General features: G+C 55.9%; 11 protein-coding genes. 6 read left to right on the top strand and 5 right to left on the bottom strand.

Annotated elements, in window-relative coordinates:
* Positions 1-351: 351 nt before the first annotated feature.
* Both Mal52_RS27305 and Mal52_RS27300 read right to left on the bottom strand, forming a co-directional pair.
* A complete protein-coding gene (locus Mal52_RS27305) occupies positions 352-1,815 on the bottom strand; it encodes a M81 family metallopeptidase (protein ID WP_145379962.1) in 1,464 nt (487 codons plus the stop codon).
* Between the two features lie 340 nt (positions 1,816-2,155).
* Positions 2,156-2,824 carry an RraA family protein gene (locus tag Mal52_RS27300; protein WP_145380802.1) on the bottom strand — a complete coding sequence of 223 codons (669 nt, stop codon included), beginning with the start codon at positions 2,822-2,824 and terminating at the stop codon, positions 2,156-2,158.
* Between the two features lie 189 nt (positions 2,825-3,013).
* Between Mal52_RS27300 and Mal52_RS27295 the strand changes: the two genes are divergently transcribed.
* A complete protein-coding gene (locus Mal52_RS27295) occupies positions 3,014-3,985 on the top strand; it encodes a C-terminal binding protein (protein ID WP_145379960.1) in 972 nt (323 codons plus the stop codon).
* Between the two features lie 180 nt (positions 3,986-4,165).
* On the top strand, positions 4,166-5,263 hold the full coding sequence (locus Mal52_RS27290) for a hypothetical protein (RefSeq protein ID WP_145379959.1): 1,098 nt from the start codon (positions 4,166-4,168) through the stop codon (positions 5,261-5,263).
* A 32-nt stretch (positions 5,264-5,295) separates the two neighbouring features.
* Here the strand turns inward: Mal52_RS27290 and Mal52_RS27285 are convergent, their stop codons facing one another.
* From Mal52_RS27285 to Mal52_RS27275, 3 genes are all read right to left on the bottom strand, one after another.
* On the bottom strand, positions 5,296-6,405 hold the full coding sequence (locus Mal52_RS27285) for a DUF6263 family protein (RefSeq protein ID WP_145379957.1): 1,110 nt from the start codon (positions 6,403-6,405) through the stop codon (positions 5,296-5,298).
* Between the two features lie 393 nt (positions 6,406-6,798).
* Positions 6,799-7,257, bottom strand: coding sequence for a hypothetical protein (locus Mal52_RS27280; RefSeq protein ID WP_197534499.1), 459 nt, complete (start codon positions 7,255-7,257; stop codon positions 6,799-6,801).
* A 128-nt stretch (positions 7,258-7,385) separates the two neighbouring features.
* Positions 7,386-7,994, bottom strand: coding sequence for a peroxiredoxin family protein (locus Mal52_RS27275; RefSeq protein ID WP_197534498.1), 609 nt, complete (start codon positions 7,992-7,994; stop codon positions 7,386-7,388).
* Between the two features lie 235 nt (positions 7,995-8,229).
* Here Mal52_RS27275 and Mal52_RS27270 point away from each other — a divergent pair, with 235 nt between their 5' ends.
* The 4 genes from Mal52_RS27270 to rbsK all read left to right on the top strand — a co-directional run bounded on the left by Mal52_RS27270 (position 8,230) and on the right by rbsK (position 16,693).
* Positions 8,230-10,185 (top strand): preprotein translocase subunit SecA, encoded by a 1,956-nt coding sequence (locus Mal52_RS27270; protein WP_197534497.1) that lies wholly within the window; start codon positions 8,230-8,232, stop codon positions 10,183-10,185.
* 682 nt (positions 10,186-10,867) lie between these two features.
* Positions 10,868-12,892: a GAF domain-containing protein gene (locus tag Mal52_RS27265; protein WP_145379950.1), complete on the top strand. Its 2,025-nt coding sequence runs from the start codon at positions 10,868-10,870 to the stop codon at positions 12,890-12,892.
* Between the two features lie 506 nt (positions 12,893-13,398).
* Positions 13,399-15,651: an HlyD family efflux transporter periplasmic adaptor subunit gene (locus Mal52_RS27260; protein WP_145379948.1), complete on the top strand. Its 2,253-nt coding sequence runs from the start codon at positions 13,399-13,401 to the stop codon at positions 15,649-15,651.
* A 118-nt stretch (positions 15,652-15,769) separates the two neighbouring features.
* A complete protein-coding gene (gene rbsK, locus Mal52_RS27255) occupies positions 15,770-16,693 on the top strand; it encodes a ribokinase (protein WP_145379946.1) in 924 nt (307 codons plus the stop codon).
* Positions 16,694-16,844: the final 151 nt, after the last annotated feature.

Raw genomic sequence — 16,844 nt, 5'->3', positions numbered from 1 at the left:
ATAACGAATACCTGGCGGTTCACTTAGTCCCCTGGCTCGGTTGTTGGTCGATTCTATGTATTTTGGAAGCTTGGGTGCGTCAATTTGAGCCACTGGATTACGTAGCTCCGCTATCCACCATTCTCCTAACGCTCGCCTATTGGACGTTTACTTTATTTGCATTCATCGCGGCCAGCGTTTGAGTGGTGCAGGTTGCGTCGCGACGCACTTTTCTGCATAGGACGACCGTTGAACCGCTGCAAGAAAACCTCGTGCAGAGTGACTGTCTTCTTTGAATCGCGGCTCAGCAGGAGCTTCGCCCTCCCGGTTCGCTGGTCTGTATTCGCAAAGCAGGTATTGAAAAGCCGTCGTTTAGCGCTCGAAGGGAAACAGTGGGTGGCGGCGGTTTTGGAAATCGAGCCGCTGCATGTCAGCTGTCGTCACCCCCGGTGTGTTCACGCGCAACAGCGTCGGGCAAACCGGAGCATAGGCGGCCGTTGGCGCGTGAACCCCTTTGGCCACCAGAATTTTGTACTGTTGCGGTTGAATCTCGCAACTGGTCAATTGCGCCAAACTAAACGGCACCATCCGCCGCGTGGTCAGCATCACTGTGGGACCCGCTGCGGTTCGCACGACAGCGGTCCGGCCCATGTCGTAATGTGTCCGTCCTCCGTGTCGCGGTTGGTCCTCACGGAATTTGCCTTCGTGCAGGCTGACCACCGTTGCGGTGGTTTGGTAGGGGGCGCCGTGGCGATCATCCGTTTTGCCGCCAATGTTCAATTCTACCGTGCTGCCCGGACCAGTTGCGTCGGCAATTACCACCGACTCAGGGTCATAAATGCAGACAAACGCCTCACCCACGCCCGCCTCACAGAGCGCGTGCAACAAAAATGTGCTGTCCCCCGGCGAACCGCCCCCGACATTGTCTCCCATGTCCAACAAGCAGGCTGGTGTGGCCGCTGCGAGTGCGCGGGGCACCGCTTCGTCGATTTCCACCATGTGCGGCAAAAAATCGTCGCGATGCTGGACCAGATAGTCGCCCAATTCATCAACACTCCGTTGCGCTAACGCCCGGTCGCCATCGGTAACAACGAGAAACGCCGATCCCATCTCTGCGACGTCGGCATAGGGAAATCCTAAGAGGAGGCTATTGGCAAGCACACCTTCGCGATCTAACTGTTCATCCGCGAAGGCGTACATTTCCCGGCAGGGAGAGTCGGAGGTCAATTGCCGTTCGATGTTGATCAATACCGCTGGCAGCGAAGCCACTTGCACCGGATGAATCTCGCCGCGCAATGTGCGAATCATCAATTCCCCCGCTTGCTCTCCCCGTTGACGTTGATCGAGATGAGGATTTGTCCGGTAGGCAATCAAGGCATCACAGGCATCGGCCATCTGTTGCGATAAATTGGCGTGCAGGTCCAATGTCCCGATGATCGGTACCTCAGTACCGACTTGTTCTCGCAACTGCGACAACCAATGCCCGTCAAAATCGGCATACGGCTCGCTGACCGCCGCCCCGTGTGGCGCAACAAGCAGGCCATCCAATTCTCCAGCGGCGGCCACGGCATCCTTGAGTTGCCGGCACAAAAACTCCGCCGACGCGGTGGTGATCGTTCCGCTGGGTAAGGCCCAAGCAAAGAATAGCGGCACCGCTTGGATGTCACTCGCATCGAGCGCCGCAAAGAACCCGCCCAATTCGTGATGCGAGTCGGCATACTCCTCGCGGATGGCCTCACCGCTCAGCAAGGCCCCGTTGCGAAAATGCTCCTCCGTGGTGGGGACCGGCAAAAATGTATTCGACTCATGCTGAATCCCCAATATCCCAACCCGCATCACTCCCCACTCCTCGCAAAAGCCTAGACGTAGTAATCAAAAAATCCCCAAACCGACGGCTTGCCGTCGCGCACTGTGCAGCATGCCAGGAGACGCCCCAAAGTCGTACCCGGGACGATAAAAACAGGTTTTCAGTTGAACAAGAATTCAAGCAAGATTCGCTACTTACCACCGATCGCACAATGCGACCGCAAGCGGTCGGTTTGGGATTTTCAAGGCCCCCCCCGGAAATCTGTGTTCCTTCTGTGTTCAATCTGTGGCTAAGTAAAACAATCACGCATCGTTGCGGCTCCGTCGCTCTGTGTCCTCCGTGACTCCGTGGTGAATTTGCGCACCCCGCTCAAAGCACGCCATACTTCGCATAAGCATCGACCGCTTTCATACCGTTTTTGATCGCGTCACGCGTGATGTTTTCGGCATGCACTTTATCCCAGGCAGCGCGGATGGCTTCCTGTTCCACGGCTTGGGGCACGACAACGACCCCGTCTTCGTCGGCGAAGATTAAATCGCCGGGACAGATCGTCACGCGGTCGATTTGTACCGGCACGTCGATGTCGATCACACGTTGGCGATGCATACTGTCGTAAACGCAGGTTCCACGGGCAAACACGGGAAATTGCATCGCCCGCATTTTGACAACGTCGCGGACCGCGCCATCGATGATTGCTCCCACGCATCCGCTGTTGCTTGCAGCGGTTGATAATAACTCGCCCCACACCCCGGATCGCCACGATCCACCGGCGGCAGCGACGAAGACGTCGTCCGGTTGGCAACTGTCGACCGCCTGCAATTCTAGTTCGTACGGCTGCGGGTCTTCATGCGCCATATCCGCCCACAAAGTTGTTTTGGCACGGCCAACGAGCGTGGTGTCGACGGTGATGGGAGGCAAGGGGACGCGCGGTGATTGATTGGAATATCCCAGTCCATCCAATGCGTCGCTGACGACCGCACTGTAGAGTTGCTCGCGCATTTGCGGGAGTGTGATTGTTGCCGGATCTTCAACGGCCATGGTCGGTGCCTTCTTTAGAAAACGTAATGCGTCGCACGCGGTTGTGAAGTAGGTACGAGTATCTGACATATTCCCGTCGACAGCTCCAACACGCAACGCCTGTTGACGCCTTTGCCGTCTGTTTTGTTAAATTGTGGACTGACCGGAAGCGCGCCCAGATCACTGCCAATTTCCACACGAGTCACAACCATGCCGAAATTCAAAGTACTGTTAACCGACCGGCCATGGTCGGATTGGGAGATTGAACGCAAAATTCTCTCCGCCGCCGATACCGAGATCATCGCAGCCCCCAACGGAGACGAAGCCACGCTGGTCGATTTGGCTCAGGATTGCGACGCCATTGGCACCTGTTGGGCGCAGGTCACCGAAGCTGTGATCAATGCAGCGCCGCGTTGTCGGGGAATTGCACGGTTCGGCATTGGCTTGGACAACATCGCCGTCGACACCGCCACGCAATTAAATATTCCAGTCACCTATGTGCCCGACTACTGCGTCGGCGAGGTTGCAGACCACACGCTGGCATTGCTGTTGGCCTGTGCCCGGAATGTGGCTTTTTTTCACGCGCGGACCAAGATGGAGGAATACGACCTGAGTGCCGCCCCGACCATGCGCCGCCTGAGTGAATGCGTGCTCGGTTTGGTCGGTTTGGGCCGCATCGGAAGTGAAGTCGCAGCGCGAGCCCGCGCTTTCGGCATGCGGACGCTGTCTCATACACCGTCGGGCAATCCGCGCAGCAGCGGTTGCGAGATGGTCAGTTTTGACGAATTGTTGGATCGTAGCGATTTTGTATCTTTGCATTGCCCATTGACGCCACAGTCGCGGGGAATGTTCGGGCTACTCCAATTCCAACGAATGCAGCCTTCCGCCTTTTTGATCAATACCTCGCGGGGCGGGGTGATCTCCACAGACGATTTGTGGTCCGCTTTGAAGAACAATGAAATCGCCGGTGCGGCATTGGATGTTTTCGACCCCGAACCTCCCGATTTGTCACAACCGTTGTATCTCGACCAACGGGTGATTGTCACACCGCATGCGGCGTTCGTTTCACAGCAATCTTTGGCGGAATTACGCAACCGCGTCGCGCGTCAAATCGCCGACATGTTGCATGCCCGCCAACCGGAACATCTGGTCAATCCGCAAATTTGGCCGCACTCCAACTGATTGATGGCAGTGAGTTGGGCCATGTTGCTCAACTTCAACGAGGACAATTTGACGCTGCAAGATGTGTGACCTATATCTCTTGTAGCCTGTGACCTCTGTCGATGTGCTGTTTTGGAAACGGCATTTCTACTGTCACAAATCACAGGTGTGGCACGACACCCCTCGGAGATTGCCTCAACGATGTCCTCAAATACAGACAACAACGCCGACCTGGAAGGCATTGATTTCGATTCTTTGCCTGCGCCTGAAGAAACCCAAGAGAATGGCGCCTCGATGACTGATCCAGGGCAAGGTCCGCAACAACAAATCGAACTCTTGGAGTCGCAACTCCAAGAGAAGGAAGATTTGGTCTTTGCACTCACCGAGCGCCTGGAACAAGCCGCGGAACAATTAGATCGTTACCGTAGAGCCGGCGCCAGGCAAAGCCGCTCCGGTGGCGGAATGCCGAAAGAGATCGTCGAAGAGCAAAAAACGCTCTTTGACGAAATGCGGCAAATGATCGCTCAATGGGAAGCCACCCAACCGGGTGTCACCTTGGGGCGGATTGAACTGCAGGTGACCGAACTGCGCGATATGGTTGCCGGGAACGTCCTGGGTGAGGGAAGTGGCGGCGGTGGAATCGGCAGCGCGTTGTCAGCGCTCACGAAATCCGACCCAGCTCCCGCCGCTGAGGAGCCTCAAGAAGAAGAGGCGCCGGCCAACGACTTCAAACCGGGCAGTTGGGAAGCGCAACGCGCCGCATTAATGGCGGGCGAACCGGTTCCGGAGTCAAAACCCGAACCCGTCGCTGAAATCGAAACACCCGCCGAGCAACCAGAGGCTGCGGTTGATGAAGCCGCTGAGGATCTGACCAATACGCCGACACCGATCGATTTGCACAGTGCCGACATCGATCAATTGCGGCAAGCTGTTCAGGAGCGTGATCGGATTATTGCCTCGCTCAAGCAGCAAATCGAGGAACAGGAAGGCTCAGGCGAAGTCGTCAAGTTCGACACAATGGAAAGCATGCCGGACGAATTTCGCGAAAAACTGGAAGCTCTCGAAGAAGAGTGGAAGGACAAAATTCGCGAAACCGAAGTCGAGCTTTCGTTGGAACGCGCCAAAATTGCCCGAGAAAAAGCGGAATTGCAGCAGCAACAACACCAAATGCAAAAGCACCGCGAAAAAATGGGCGTCACTGGCCAAGCGAGCCCGTCCAACAATGCCGCGCAAACTGGCGAAGATGCCAATAGCGGACGCTGGCTCCGATTCCTCAAACGGGGCAACGACGACGAGTAACCGAAAGTGCGCTCCGTCGCTCGCAGGTTGTGTCAGCGGAGTCGCGATTCTTTTTCGATACCTGCATAGGGAAGCGGCTCTCGGAGGTCGTCGGATTCCGGCACTGCCGTCAATTGCGAGATCGTTTGTTTGGTCTGCGGAATCGATTCGCCGCCGGGCAAATGCACGACCATCTGCATCACCTGCTCGACGCGGCTATTTTGTGGCAACCCCGTTTGACGGTCAATTGTACAGCGACCCGAAATCCGCCCGCCGACAATTTGTAGTTGCACATCTCCGAGTTCCTGCGCCGCCTGCGGCGTCACGGTACCCCCGACTGCCAGTTCTACCAACGATTCCTGCACCTCATCGATGGTATACGTCAATTGCAAGTTCACTGGCAGCGGTTGGTGAATCTTTCGTTCTCGTTGCCAAGTCTTGCCGCGCACTATCGTGTCCAGCGGCAACAGGCCCATGCCGTCGTCAATAAAATTCGCCAGATAGTCTTCCTCGGTCATCCCGGCCAGTGAGTTCCAAACGAAGGTTCGCTGTTCAGGCGACGCATTTTGCAGGCAGGATTGCAAGAAGTCTTGAAACCCGACGAGATTCCGTAAACGATTTTGCTTGTCCAACCAAAACGAAAAACCGTGGCCCGGCAATCCTTGATAAGCTTCGGCTTGAGGTGGCACGGGACTGTTGGGTTGGTCCGAGTTGTAATTGATTTCTTGTCCTGGAATATCTTGCACCAATTTGACGTTTTGATACCGCACGTTGAACAGCGTGTCGCCGGCGTTTTGTTGAGAGCTGGCAACCTGCAACTCATCGTCGCTGACCGTATCTTTAACTTCCAACGTCAGGCCAATCGTCAACCGTGAACTACCACTGGTTGCACCAACGGCTTGATCTTGCGTGATGCGTTGTTCCACGGTCTTTAAGTACGCATAGCGGTTGCCAATCCGCAATCCGCTTTGACCCGGCGCAACCACCGCTGCCGGCGGCTCAACGTCATCGAAAAACGAAGCCGGCAATGCGGCTGTCTGTTCGGATTCGGCCTCTGCCTTGTCGTCGCTGTCAGCCGACTTGCCAAACCAACCGGAACTCGTAACCAAAAGCGCGATACCCAAGCAGCAGGTGGCGATTGGCAGGATTCGTGATTTTAACATGAGGATTTCAACAGCCAATAAAAAAGTCGTCGAAGTCGTAGAACCAGTTTCAAAACCCGGTTGCGCTTGTTCAGGATTCTACAATGCAAGTGTTTGCGTGACGCGCCAGAGGGTTTTGAAACTTCTTGTAGAGACCTCGCCGCGAGAAACCGTTGTTTTGAGATGCACGGCATTCCGCATTCAGCGAGGGAGGCGGAACATACCAATCAATCCACATCTTGGAAACCCGGAACCGCCGCCTCTCACCAATTTCTGATTCCGATTGAGGAGAATTCCCAATTCGATAAATCGCCATCTCAAGAGGGGAGCACTGACATAGAGGGGGTGCTGCTGGCTTTGCCAGTGCGATGAGAGATGCCGGAATGACTGATAAAACACTGGCAGTCCGCTATCTCATTTCGGCGATTCGTCTGGCAAATCCGCGACGCGAAAATCAATCGTCTTTCGCGATGTGAGATCCTGCGGACGCTGCTTGACTAGGTGGATACGCAAGATCTCGTAAGGGGACAGATCTTGGTGTTGCTGCGCCAACTCAACGATCCGCTTCGTCGCCGCCTCAGCGAGCGGCGCGTTGGCTTCTTCGCCGGGGTGAAAATCGACTTTCATCACGATCCGCAATGTCATCGGCGAGCCTTTGTGCTGGCCCCCCTCGATCTGTGGGACCGACTTGGGGAATTCCGCTGCTAAGGCCTTCTTCAGTTCAATGAACGGTGCGTTGTGCCAAATCGCATAGGTCACACAAATCGTTCCGCCGATGACACCCAGAATAAACATCGACATGACCACCAATCGACCCGATATGGTGCGGGGGGCGGCGTCCGATTGCGTCTTGTCGGTCTCAGAGGAAGACATATTTCGTTGGGTCGCAAGATTGCGTGGCAGTGCCACTAGTATTTGGTCACACTTAGAATTTCGAATGCCACTGGCTCGGCCAGTGTCTGGTAATTCTTCCCGACATCTCGACTTCGACTGGCAAAGCCCTACTGAAGTCGTGCGAGTTGATCGAGAAGTTGGGGCAAGTCGAGGGGCGAATCGGGCGGATCAAACTCTTGCGAATCGCGGATCACGCCACGAATATCGACCAGAAACATGACCGGCATGAACGGTCCTGTTTCGGGAACCGTAACACCCCATTGCTTGTGTACAGCATAGTCGACATCGGCCAGGATAGGAAACGGGATCGAGCCGCCGCCCCATTGCGCCATCGTTTCCGACGGTGCCCCGCTGACTGCCACGATCTCAGCGTTGGCGTCTCGGATTTGAGGATAGGCATCGCGGAGCATCGCCAATTGGCGGACGTCTTCGGGTCGCTTTTGGCCGTCAAAAAACAGCACGATCAGCGACCGCCGGCCGAGATACCGTGCCGTGCGGTGCCGCTCTTTGCTTTGATCAAGCAACACGATCTCCGGGGCAGGGCGGGGCTGAAATCCCCCCGACCCGTCCTTTTGCCAAAGCGGCCCGTACGTCGACCGGATCACAATTGCGGACACGATCAACACAGCCGCCGCCGGAATCACCCACACAATTTTTGGCAGGCCGCTGCGCGGGGGGCGGGATTCCTCAATAAGTTGGTCATGGGACTCGGTCATGGCGGACTGCAGCAAAAATCTCAATTTCGGCGGAGTGAAAAAGCACATCATGCAGCGTAACGACTAACCAAGGTCATTGCCACGTTGCCTGGAGTCTCTCTGTGCGTTGTAGAAGGATTGCCGGCGTATTCAACGGCCCTGGGCTACAAAAAGTTGAATCGCCAAACCCAGTCCGCCCTGCTATCATGCGCTGGTTGTCAGGTCGTCGCCGGTTATGAGGGGATATTCGCGGTCGATGTCGAGATTTGGACCCGCTTGGTGGAATGCAATTCGAGCCCGTATCGGAGGCCGCGCTGCACGTGCCTTTGCGCAATCGGCGCTCAACGTTCGCCGTGTGAATGCGCTCGAAGATGAGATCAAAAAGCTCACCGATGCCGAACTACGCAAGGCGAGTTTAGACCTCCGTTGGCGGATCAAAGGGGGCGAAACCCTTGAGAAAGTCATGCCTCGTGCATTCGCTATCGTCCGCGAGGCCGCGCAACGCACCGTCGGACTAAGGCACCACGACGTGCAATTGCTGGGCGGTACCGCCATGACCCGCCGTGCGCTCATCGAAATGGAACCGGGCGAAGGCAAAACCCTGGTTGCCACGCTCCCGGTTTACCTCTACGCCCTGGCCGGTCAGGGCGTGCATGTGATGACCGTCAATGACTATCTCGCCCAACGCGACGCCGAACTGATGTCGCCCGTCTATAACCTGTTGGGCATGCGGGTCGGGGTGACCAATCCCGATTTCGATAAAAACACCCGCCGCGCCGCCTATCAATGCGATATCACCTACGGAACAGCCACGCAGTTTGGCTTCGACTTTTTGCAAGATCGCTTGGCGATGGGGGGCGAAGCATCCGCATCCGGTGCCGCGGATTTGTTGTTCGGCGAGAAGGGCAAAACCGAAACGCCCATGCAGCGCGGGCATTATTGCGCCATTATCGACGAAGCCGATAGCGTCCTGATCGACGATGCTCGTACCCCATTGATCATCAGTGCCCCCAGTTCCGAGCCGGAACAACAGGTCGTCGATACCTACGAATGGGCGGCGCGGCATGCCGGTGAGTTTCAGGACCGCGAAGACTTTACCCGTGATCCGGAAAAGAAAACCATCGAATTGAAACGCGAGGGACGTTGGAAGGTCCGCGCGCTGCCGATGTCTAATCTTGTCCGGCAGATGCCGTTGGAGGAACTATACGAATACATCGAGCGGGCGATCAAAGTCCTGCTCGAATTTCAGTGTGATCAGCAATACGTCGTGATGGATGGCGAGATTCAACTCGTCGACGAAGGTACCGGGCGGATTATGCACGGCCGTAAACTTCGCGGCGGATTGCACCAAGCCATCGAGGCCAAGGAACGCGTGGCTGTAACGGTCGGCACCAGCCAGGCGGCGCGGACGACGATTCAAAACTATTTTTTAAGGTACAAAAACCTTCTCGGCATGACGGGAACGATTTGGAGTTCGCGCTGGGAAGTCCGACGGATCTACAACCTGACCGCCTTGAAAATCCCCACACACTATCCATCGAAGCGCAAACGCCTGCCCGACCAAATGTTCACCCAAGCCGAGGCGCGTTGGCAAGCGGTCGTCAACGAAGCGCGGAAATTGCATGAGCAACAACGACCGGTCTTGATCGGTACCCGCTCCATTGATGCGTCGGAGCACGTCAGCAAACTACTCAAAGAAAACGGCGTCCCGCACACCATTCTCAATGCCAAGGAACATGCAAAGGAAGCGGAGATCGTTTCCAAAGCCGGAGAACTCGGCGCCGTGACCATTGCCACCAACATGGCGGGCCGCGGGACCGATATCAAAGTGTCCAAAGAAGTCGATGCCATGGGGGGCCTGCACGTCATCGGGACCGAGCGGCATGACTCCGAACGGGTCGACAACCAACTGGTCGGTCGCTCCGGCCGCCACGGTGCACCCGGCTCCAGTCAGTTTTTCCTCTCACTGGACGACCAATTGCTCGAAGGCTACGGCACCGCCAAAGCGCGGCGCATTCGCGAAAGTTACCGCTCCGCAGCTTCCAACGGCGGCGTCCAAAAAGACCGCCTCGTCAAATTGCTCCGTAAAGCACAACGCAGGATCGAACGCAAACATTCCCGCGGACGCACACAAATGATGAAATTCGAAAAACGCCGCACCGAGATGCAAGAAAACATGGGCCTCGACCCTTTCCTCAACACCGCAGAATAACCCCACAACGCAGTGTGCATCGCCTAGCCGCTGAAGAAACACCGAAGAAACACAGTTTTTCAGGCCTGAAACAGCAGCACCCCAAACCGACGGCTTGCCGTCGCAATGTGTGATCGGAAGCAGAATGATGTACCGGGGTGTCTGATTCAGTGGGCGTCAACGGAAGTCTCTGCACAAAATTCTGACGTAGTGCCTACTTTGGAGGCTTTTTTATCGTAGCGATAACACTTCCAGACGCGGATTCGCTTGAAGTCTGCGGCGGGAGGCTTGATTCATCGGTGAATTACGCAACCATTATAAATAGGAAAACCGTTTATCGCGACGGCCGCTGCCGAACGAGCCGTTCGTACATTTCGCCTTATTCTAGGCTAGGCAGCAATTCCCGTTGGACGGATTGCCATGCATCTGGCAGAATACAGCAACCGAAGGGCTGCTCACTTTCGGACTGTGCTGTCGTGTAATTGTGACAACCTAAATGATCGTATCGATCAGGACACGAAGCCCGTTGGGGGTTCGTGCGGAATCGGCAAATTGCCGCATGACAAATTGAAGTGGTCATTCCAGGAGTAGACCATATCAACTTAGTTTTCGAGTACGAACAACGAACAGGAAAGCGACACCGGAGTGGCGTATATGAATAACCGCTCCGAAAACCAAGCTGCCGAGCAGCACTAGGACTTTCATGTCTACGACCGAAACCGCCGGCACCAGCCAAATTGAAAAAACCAAGCAGCAGATCCGCCGTCTGGTGAGCGAGATTGCACGGCTGTCGGAGACCGATGTCTCGGACGAGGAGTATTTCCCCAATTATCTGGGGCGAATCCTGGCCGCCTTAGCCGCGCCCGCCGGAGCGGTTTGGCTCCGCAATGATGCCGGCGCTTTGGAACTTGTTTATCAAATCAATTTGCAAGAAGTTGGTTTTGATCAACTTGGCGAAGCGGGACAACAAACACACGGCCGCTTGCTGGGACAAATTCTCACCAACAATCGCGGTGCAGCGATCCCGGCCAAGAGTGGGGGCACCGAACCCGGCAGCCCCGGCAATCCGACTGATTATCTGATCGTTGCCAGTCCCTTGACTGTCGATGGCACAGCCGAAGGCCTCGTAGAAGTTTTTCACAACCCCTCGGCGGCGCCCGTCGTGCAACAAGGCTACGAGCGCTTTTTGAACCAAGTCTGCGAACTTGGTGCGGGTTTCCTCAAAAACCGTCGCCTGCGGGGACTCGTCGATCGCCAACATCTTTGGTCGCGTTTGGAATCCTTCACCCGGCAGGTCCACACTTCGCTAAAAACCAATGCCGTTGCCTACACTGTTGCCAACGACGGACGCCGGCTCATCGGTTGCGACCGTGTCAGCGTCGCGCTGCGGCATGGTAAAAAAATGCGGATCGAGGCCATCAGTGGGCAGGACGTCGTCGACCGCCGCGCCAACCTTACACAATTGATGTCCGCACTGGTCGATTCGGTTGTCTTCGCCGGTGAACCATTGGTCTATACCGGTTCAACAGATGATCTGCCTCCTCGAATCGAAGAGGCCCTGCGGGACTATGTCGACGAAGGAAGTTCCAAAGCGGTGTTTGTCATGCCGCTCAAAGAAACCCAAGACGACCCCGAAGCAGAGAGCCGCTATTTTGGTGCGTTGGTCGTAGAGCAGATCGAGGACAATCAGCCCGAACCGCAATTGCGGGAACTGGCCGAGATCGTCGTGCGGCACAGCGAAACCGCCTTGTATAACTCGCAGCGCTACCAGCGCGTGTTTCTGCTGCCAGTTTGGCAATGGATGGGAAGCCAGGTCTCCAAACTCAAAGGCCGCGGACTGGCGAAATTCCTGGCGGTGTTGATGTTGCTGGCCGGAATCATTGGTGTGCTCACGCTTGTGCCGGGTGAGTTCCGTCTGGAAGGTGACGGGAAATTGCAGCCCAGGATCCGCCGCGACCTATTTGCCAGCGAAGCGGGAACCGTCCGCAATATTCGCGTGGACCATGGCGATCGTGTTCATCCGGGCGACGTCTTGGTCGAGATGGAAGATCTCAACCTTGAAAGCCAACTCCAAAAAGCCCAAATCGAATTGCATCGCGCCGAAAGCGAATACAACATCAAACGCAATCAGCGTAATGCTGAGGGAATTTCCGAGCAGGAAAAAATCCAAATCACGGGCGATTTAATGTCGCTGGATGCCAACCGCGAAAGCTTGAAAGCGGATGTGGAATCGCTCCAGCAACGCAAACGGAACCTCAACATCATCTCCCCTATCGAAGGTGTGGTTACGACTTGGGGTATCGAAGAACGCATCGCCAATCGCCCCGTCCAACCCGGAACGTTGCTGGTCAGCGTCGCCGATGACCAAAAATCCTGGGTGTTGGAAGTCAAAGTCCCCGAGGACCGCGTCGGCCATATTCTCCGCGCACAACAAGAATTGAAACCGGGGGAACAACTCGATGTGACGTACGTCCTGGCCACCAATCCCGAGCGGCGTTATCACGGCAAAGTCGAAAAAACCGCCATGATCACCGAGGTTGTCGAAGAAGAAGGAAACGTCGTCCTCTTGACGATCACGCCCGACCCCGAAGACATGCCCGAAAAACTCCGCCCCGGTGCTGAGGTCAAAGCAGGCATCATCTGCGGCGAACGCCCCCTAGGCTACGTCTACTTCCACCCCGCCATCGATGCGTTTTATTACAACGTCAAGTTCTGGCTCGGCTACTGACAAGGTAGGGTGCGTCGCGAAGCACCTTTCTGAGTAGTACGAGAAATTCCCAACCGGAAAAAAACCTCACGCAAAGTCGCAGAAATCGCAAAGAGGAAAAAAGCAAACAAAATCGCAAACCCACGTAAAAAAAACCGGGAGGTCGAGGCTCCCGCCAAGCCGCACACAACCGATCCACGTCACACAACTCCGTAACTTCACCCAACAACATACTCCCTGTCCCTTTGGGACAAATTCATTTAGCCTCGGAGGAAACAATTACAGGGTGGCAGCGATTGCCAACGGCAATCGGTGTGCCGTAGGCACAAGACGCAGCAGTTTCAGCTGTCCTTGCCATCGAGACTCTACTCGTATCAGGGCGCGGATATTGCGGCTTCTTGCGGGCTGCGCCCGCCCCGATGTCTGCGCCATCGCGGCTACCCCGAACTTTTTATCAATCGTCCTCCACAGATAAGTGCGTCGCGACGCACCCTACGAATCAACCAATCTTCTACCCGATGTGAACTATGGCCTCCCCCAATTCCTCGATGGCTGCCTCGATCGAACGGCCGGTGATTTTGCGCCGCCGTCCCGATTTGGTCGTCAGCGAGCAACGCTACGAGGGGCGGACCTACTACCTGATTAAGGATCCGGTCGGACTCAAGTACTACCGGTTTCAGGAAGAAGAATACAAAATCCTCGCGTCGCTCGATGGCGTGCGGAGCCTCAAGGAAATCAAAGACGAATTCGAGGCGGAATTCATTCCGCAAAAAATCACGCTCGAAGAATTGCAGCAATTCATCGGCCGGCTGCATGAATCGGGAATGGTCATCAGCGAGGCGGCAGGGCAGGGGGCAAAGCTGCTCAAACGCCGCGAGGACCGCGCCAAAAAGCAATTGAAGTCCACGCTGTCGAACGTGCTGTACATCAAACTCCCTGGTTTCGACCCCGCACGGGCGCTCAATTGGCTGTATCCCCGCTTCGAATGGATCTACACCCCATGGGCGCTGGCCTGTGTTGTTCTGCTGGCGTTCTCCGCTTTGGGGTTAGTCTTGGTGAATTTCCATGAGTTCCGCGGTCGCCCGGAAATGGAAAGCTTTCACTCCTTTTTCAACATGAAAAACATCGTCTGGCTGTGGATCGCCATGGGGATGACAAAAATTGTCCACGAGTTCGGACACGGCTTGACTTGCCATCATTTTGGCGGCGAATGCCATGAAATGGGGATGCTGTTCCTCGTGCTCTCCCCGGCGCTGTATTGCAACGTCTCGGACTCCTGGACAATGCCCAACAAATGGCACCGCATCGCCATCAGTCTGGCTGGAATTTACGTCGAAGTGGTGCTCGCCTCGATCTCTACGTTCATCTGGTGGTATTCCGCACCCGGCTTGATCCACAACATCGCCTTTAGCACGATGTTTGTCTGTTCGGTAAATACCATCCTGCTCAACGCCAACCCGCTGATGCGATTTGACGGCTACTACGTCATGAGCGACTGGTTGGAAATTCCCAACCTGCGAACCAAGGCAAACCAACTGCTGCAACGGACCGCCGCGCAGGTCTGCCTCGGCTTGGAAATGCCCGCCGATCCCTTTATGCCCAAATCTCGCAAAGGGTGGTTTATTACTTATGCCATCGCCAGTTGGTGTTATCGCTGGATGGTCACGTTCGGGATTCTGCTGTTCTTGTACACGTTTCTCAAACCGTACAAGTTAGGCGCCATCAGCGCGATGATGGCTACCGGTATTGTCATCATGATGTTTGTCATGCCGGTCGTCAAAATGGTGAAGTTCATCTTTACTCCGGGAAGGTTGGAAATGATCAAAAAATTCCGGGCCACGGTCAGTGGAGTCGTCGCTGTCGCATTGCTGGTCGGCTTTTTAATGATCCCGGTGCCTAAGCGAGTCAACACGGTCTTTACCGTCCGGCCCCGCGACGCCGAAGCGGTGTTCGTCAAAGGGGGTGGTCGCATCAAAAAGGTGCTTGTGCAACCAGGGGAACAAGTCAAAAAAGGGGACGTACTCGTCGAATTGGAGAACGAGGACTTCAACTTCGAACTGCGCGCACAGGAACGGATTGCCACCGACCAAAAATACGCGGAAGTCGTTTATCGCAATCTGGGCAGCAAATTTGGCGGAGAGAGAGCCCAGTCCGAGGAGCTTTATCATGACGCCCTCAAACAAGTCGAAATCCGCCAAGAGCAGATCGACGACCTCCGCGTCACAGCGCCGGTCGACGGAACCGTGTTTCCTCCCGAAATTGTCTCTGAACCGCCCCACCACGATATCTACGAAACGCTCCCCCGCTGGCATGGGAGCCCGCTCGACAAGCGCAACCTCGGTACTTTTTTAGAACCGGGTACGTCCGTTTGCACGATTGGCGATCCTCACCAAAAAGAAGCGATTCTGATCATCGACCAATCCGAGATTGAGTTCGTCCAGGAAGGTTTTCCGGTCTACATCAAATTCGATGCGTTTCCCGACAAAACCTTTCAATGCAAAATCGAACAGCTTTCGCGGCGCGTGATGGAGGACTCCCCCAGCCAACTCTCCAACTCCCTCGGCGGTGAACTTGCCACCACCCAGGATTCCTCCGGTCGCATGAAGCCGCTCAACACCTCCTATCAAGCACTGGTCTTCATCCAAGACCCGGAGGGCAATTTTCCTATGGATCTGTTGGTGTCGGGATTAAAAGGCCGCGCCAAAATCGAATGCAAACGCCGCACCCTCGCACAAGTCGCTTGGCGGTATCTCGCTGAGACGTTCCACTTCAGGTTGTGAAACGGATGGCAGAAGCGGCAAATCTCAGCGTGCTCCTCTCGTCCCGATTTAGCGACCATGTTCGTCCCGTTTGTTTGTAATCCATCACGACTCCCCGAATTAAGACGTCTCGCCACTTATGCCGCCTTCGGCCATTATTGTGCTCGGTTCGGTGAACACCGATTTAGTCATTCGTTCACCACGGATTCCTGCTCCTGGAGAAACGGTTCTGGGGGGCGAATACTTTCAGGCGCCGGGCGGCAAAGGGGCCAACCAAGCCGTCGCCGCTGCCCGTGCCGCCCGCGATCCGGTCACCTTTATTGCTGCCGTCGGGGATGACGAATTCGGACGCGCTGCGCTTGATAATTTCTCTCGCGAAAACCTCGTCAGCCAGTACATCACGACCGTACCCCACCAACCCTCCGGTGTGGCGCTGATTTTTGTGGATGAACAGGGCGAAAACGCGATCAGCGTTGCCTCCGGTGCCAATCTGCATCTTACTCCTCAGCACGTTGATGCGCTCCCCGAGAACTTGTTCGCCGCCGCAGGGGTGTTTCTGTGCTGTTTGGAATCCCCCATAGAAACCGTCGTCCGGGGACTACAGCGCGCGCGAGCTGCCGGACTGATCACCATCCTCAACCCCGCACCGGCGCTCCCTGAAATCGCCACTCCTGAGATCCTGGCATTGGTCGACGTGCTGACCCCCAATGCCGGTGAAGCTGCGTTGCTGACCGGGAGAGACGGTGTTGGGGAGGCGGCGCAACAGTTGCGCGATCTCGGATGTGGCTGCGTCATCACCACCTTGGGGCCCGACGGTTGCCAGATCACGGGTGAAACGAACGTACGCATTCCCAGCCGGAAGGTCACCGCCGTCGATACCACCGCTGCCGGAGACGCTTTTAACGGCGCACTTGCCGTAGCAGTCTCCGAAGGTCTGGCGCTGGAACAAGCCGCACACTGGGCAACCGCCGCCGCGGCCATTGCCGTCACCCGCTCCGGCGCGCAACCGTCTCTGGCCGACCGCGACGAAATTGAGGCAGCCCTGTCGAAAAAGGGCGAATAACGCCCCGTGTCAATCAACCCTGTGAAATCACGATTGTGTTGCAGTTCACAGTCACCGTGCACCCTAAGTCTCATAATTCTGCCGTCCGCGTAAAGAACGCCGTTTCACATGCCGCGAAGCGGCCGATGTTCAAGGCACTTTTCCAAACACA

The sequence above is a fragment of the Symmachiella dynata genome (genome assembly GCF_007747995.1).
Taxonomy (GTDB): Bacteria; Planctomycetota; Planctomycetia; order Planctomycetales; family Planctomycetaceae; genus Symmachiella; species Symmachiella dynata.
The sequence above is the reverse complement of the archived record's forward strand: the minus strand, read 5'-3'. Positions and strand labels throughout refer to the sequence as shown.